Genomic DNA, 3,618 nt, shown 5'->3' with positions numbered 1-3,618 from the left:
ACCAGCAGCGCACAGGGCGTGACGGTATCCAACACCGGCAACGCCGCCGCAACCATCTCCTCCATCACCACCAGCGGCCCCTACACACAAACCAACAACTGCGGCAGCACCCTGGCCGCAGGCGCGTCCTGCACGGTCAACGTCACCTTCACCCCGACCGCGAGCGGCGCGCAGAGCGGCGCTCTGAGCATCGCCAGCAACGCACCCGGCAGCCCGGCAACCGTCAACCTCACCGGCACCGGCGTCAGCGCCAACACCAACCTCGCACTCAACCAACCCACCTCGGCCAGCGGGTACACGCAAACCTACGTGCCCGGCAACGCCGTGGACGGCAACACCAGCAGCTACTGGGAGAGCACCGACAACGCCTTCCCCCAGTGGTTGCAGGTGGACCTGGGTTCGAGTAAGAGCATCAGCCGCATCGTGCTTGACCTGCCGCCCTCCACCGCATGGGCCACACGCACCCAAACGCTCTCCGTGCTCGGCAGCACCGACGGCACCAACTACACCACCATCGTCGGCTCCGCGGGCTACACCTTCGACCCGTCAACCGGCAACACCGTCACCATCACCTTCACATCAACGAACACCCGGTACGTGCGACTGAACTTCACCGCCAACACCGGCTGGCCCGCCGGACAAATCTCAGAGTTCCAGATCTACAACAGCTGATCCCCGCCTGACTCACTTCACCGGGGCCGTCGAGCGCGCAAGTGCTCGGCGGCCCCGCCGCGTGTGCGGGCAACAGCGACGTCGAGAAGTGTTGTCAGCGGCGCGTGGCCGCGGCGGTGGATACGGCCCAGGCGGCACCAGCGACGAGTAATGCCAGCGGGAGCGCGGCTAACGGGTAGTGCAGCGAGCCGCCGTTGGCGGCCAGTGTCAGCGCGCGGATGCCCATGTCGGCGGGCGAGAACCGCGCGACGAGCAGACCGAGCGCGAGCAGACCGGCCAGCAGCACGCCCCATCCGGCAGCCGGGACCAGTGGCGGCGCGCTCAGTGCGCCTGCCGCCGTGCCGAGTAGTACGCAGACCACTTCGGTGCTCAGCCCGGCGAACACAGTCGACGTCCCGCGTCCTGAGCCGGCGCCGATCGCGACCAGTGCACCGACCGCCGCACACAGCAAGCCGTACGCAGTCGCCGCCGACAGCGCGGCGAGCCGGGAACGGACCGGGCCGGCCGCCGTGGCGATGATCGCGGCTGCTTCCGGTGGTTCGGCAGTCAGCGCGGCGCGCGTGAACCACGCGCTGACCGGCAGCAGGAACGCCGCGCTGTAGGCGAACGCGTCGGCCGTCGAGTCGCCGCTAGCCGAGTCGATCGCGAGCACGGTTCCGTACGTCAGTACCGGCGCCAGCCATCGTTGGGTGCGTGCGAGCAGTGCGACGTAGTAACGCGCGACCGACACGCCTTGGTCGTTGACGCCGCTCACAGTTGCCCTCGCCCTCCCACCTGCTCTGGCTGTGCCGATTCCGCTGCGGTTGACGGCACTGCGGTGGACTGCGCCGACACCGCGTGAGCCGCGCGGCCGTCGACCGTGCGCACGGCTGCCACGTGTATCTCCGGGTATTTCGACAGGATGTCGTGCAGCAGCCGGTCCGAGCCGTCCGGCTCGATCTCGATGCGCAGCAGGTCGTCGGCGAGCAGCCGACCCCGGCCAGGCCCAGGCCAGGGCTGCGGCGCGTGTTCGAGGTCGATGACGACGAGCGGCAGCTCGAAGTCGACCGCGGATGCGTGCGACAGCATCCCGTCCCGCAGCACGTAGGCGTCGCCGGCGTCGTCGGCCAAGCGCTGCGGATCGTGATCGACGAAGACCACCCGGCCGCCGCGCCGGGCGGTGGAGCGGGCGACCTCGTCCAGCGTGTCCTGGCCCGCGGTGTCCAGGCTGGTCCAGGCCTCGTCGAGGACCAGCAGGTCCGGCTCGGCGAGCACGGCCTGAATGATCGCGACCTTCTGCGCGGTACCGCGGGACAGGTCGCTGATCCGGTGCTTTCGGTAGCCGAGCGCCTCGAAGCGCTCAAGCCAGCCGAGCACGCGCTCGTCCGTCTCCTCGGCCGACAGCCCGTGGATCCGGCCGCAGTGGCGAAGATAGTCATGCGCCTTGAACGGCAGGGGCGGCAGTTGGCCCGGGACGTAAGCGGCCCGGGCGGGACGGCCGGTGACTGCACCACGGCCGGGGCGGTGCACGCCGGCGATGATGCGCATCAGGGTGGATTTGCCGGTGCCGTTGTATCCGCCGATCCGGACCAGCGCACCGGTTTCCAGGTCAAGGTCGACTCGGCTGAGCACCCAGGGCGCCCGCCATCCGTACCGGTATCCGACTGCGCTCAGCCGCATGGCGGACACCATAGCCGGGTGCGCGCGCCTTCGCACCGGTGCTGTCTCTTCGTTAAAGCCGGTGTTGTCTCTTCGTTAAAGAAAGACCGCTGCCTCACTTAAAACGGTGCGAGTCGCGGAAGACTCGGGTTAGAGAAGGGGGAGGTCTGATCGAATTGGCGGATCCGGACGCGCGAATCAGCGGGCTCAGTCGACGGACGTTCGTGCGGGCACTGAGCGCCGGAGCGATGGCGACGGCTTTCGACGGCGCCTCACGTGCGTGGGCGTCGGCGGGAACCGGCCTTGATCACTTGCCGCACCTGGACGGGCGGCTGCTGTTCGACCCCGCGGACCTGACAGCGTTCGAGGACGACTTCGGGCACCTGGTCCACCGCGCGCCGCTCGCGGTGCTCGAACCCGGGTCGGTCGCGGACGTCGCGGCGATGATCGAGTTCTGCGGCCCGCGGCGGATCCCGGTCGCCGCGCGCGGACAGGGTCACCAGACCGACGGCCAGGCGCAGGTCTCCGACGGACTGGTGATCGACACGGGCCCGCTGAACGCGATCGCCGTCGACCCCGTCGCGATGACGGCGACGGTCGGCGCGGGCGTGCTCTGGAGCGCGTTGCTGGCCGCGAGCCTCGCTCACGGGCTGACCCCGCCGGTGTTCACCGACTACATCGAGCTGTCGATCGGCGGCACACTGTCAGCGGGCGGACTCGGCGGGGCCGCGCACCACCACGGCGCGCAGGTCGACAACGTACCAGAACTCGAAGTCGTCACCGGGACCGGTGAGATCGTCGTCTGCTCGCCAGAGCGGAATGCGGACCTCTTCCACACGGCGCTGGCCGGTCTGGGCCAGGTCGGCGTGATCACCCGTGCCACGGTGCGGCTCGTGCCCGCACCCGCGTCGGCGCGGCAGTACCAGCTGACGTATCCGTCGTTGGCCGCGATGACGGCGGCGCAGCGCAAGGCGGTGCGGGACGGCCGCTTCGGCTGGCTGGAAGGCGCGATCAATGCCGTGCCCGCCGCCACTGGGTCAGGCACCGGGTCAGGCATCAGCTGGCAGTACGTGCTCGAAGGTACCGCCTACTACGACGGCACCCCGCCCGACGACCAAGCACTGATCGGCGATCTCGGCTATCAGGGCATGGCCCAGATCGCTGATTTCAGCTACGCCGACTTCGTGGACGACCTCGCTGCGGCCATCGCGTTCCTCAAGTCCACCGGGGAGTGGTACGACCCGCACCCCTGGCTCGACCTCTTCCTGCCCGACGGCGCCACCGACGCATATGTCACGTCGGTCGTGG

General features: G+C 69.4%; 4 protein-coding genes. 2 read left to right on the top strand and 2 right to left on the bottom strand.

Annotated features, from left to right (window positions below):
- A partial coding sequence (locus VGS97_RS03725; protein ID WP_326851747.1) for a discoidin domain-containing protein occupies nucleotides 1–672 on the top strand: 672 nt, incomplete at its 5' end.
- A 94-nt stretch (nucleotides 673–766) separates the two neighbouring features.
- Here VGS97_RS03725 and VGS97_RS03720 read toward each other — a convergent pair.
- Together VGS97_RS03720 and VGS97_RS03715 are read right to left on the bottom strand one after the other, a co-directional pair.
- The gene (locus VGS97_RS03720) at nucleotides 767–1,426 is read right to left on the bottom strand and encodes a hypothetical protein (RefSeq protein WP_326851746.1); all 660 of its coding nucleotides are present in this window, start codon (nucleotides 1,424–1,426) and stop codon (nucleotides 767–769) included.
- A complete protein-coding gene (locus VGS97_RS03715; protein ID WP_326851745.1) occupies nucleotides 1,423–2,331 on the bottom strand; it encodes an ATP-binding cassette domain-containing protein in 909 nt (302 codons plus the stop codon). The genes VGS97_RS03720 and VGS97_RS03715 overlap by 4 nt, the downstream gene beginning before the upstream one ends.
- A gap of 227 nt (nucleotides 2,332–2,558) precedes the next feature.
- On the opposite strand from VGS97_RS03715, the gene VGS97_RS03710 reads away from it, so the two are divergent.
- Nucleotides 2,559–3,618: FAD-binding protein (locus tag VGS97_RS03710; protein ID WP_326851744.1), on the top strand; the 1,060-nt coding region annotated here is incomplete at its 3' end.

Source organism: Actinocrinis sp. (assembly GCF_035946395.1).
In the GTDB taxonomy this organism is placed as follows: domain Bacteria; phylum Actinomycetota; class Actinomycetes; order Streptomycetales; family Catenulisporaceae; genus Actinocrinis.
This window is presented reverse-complemented; position numbering and strand designations above follow the sequence as displayed.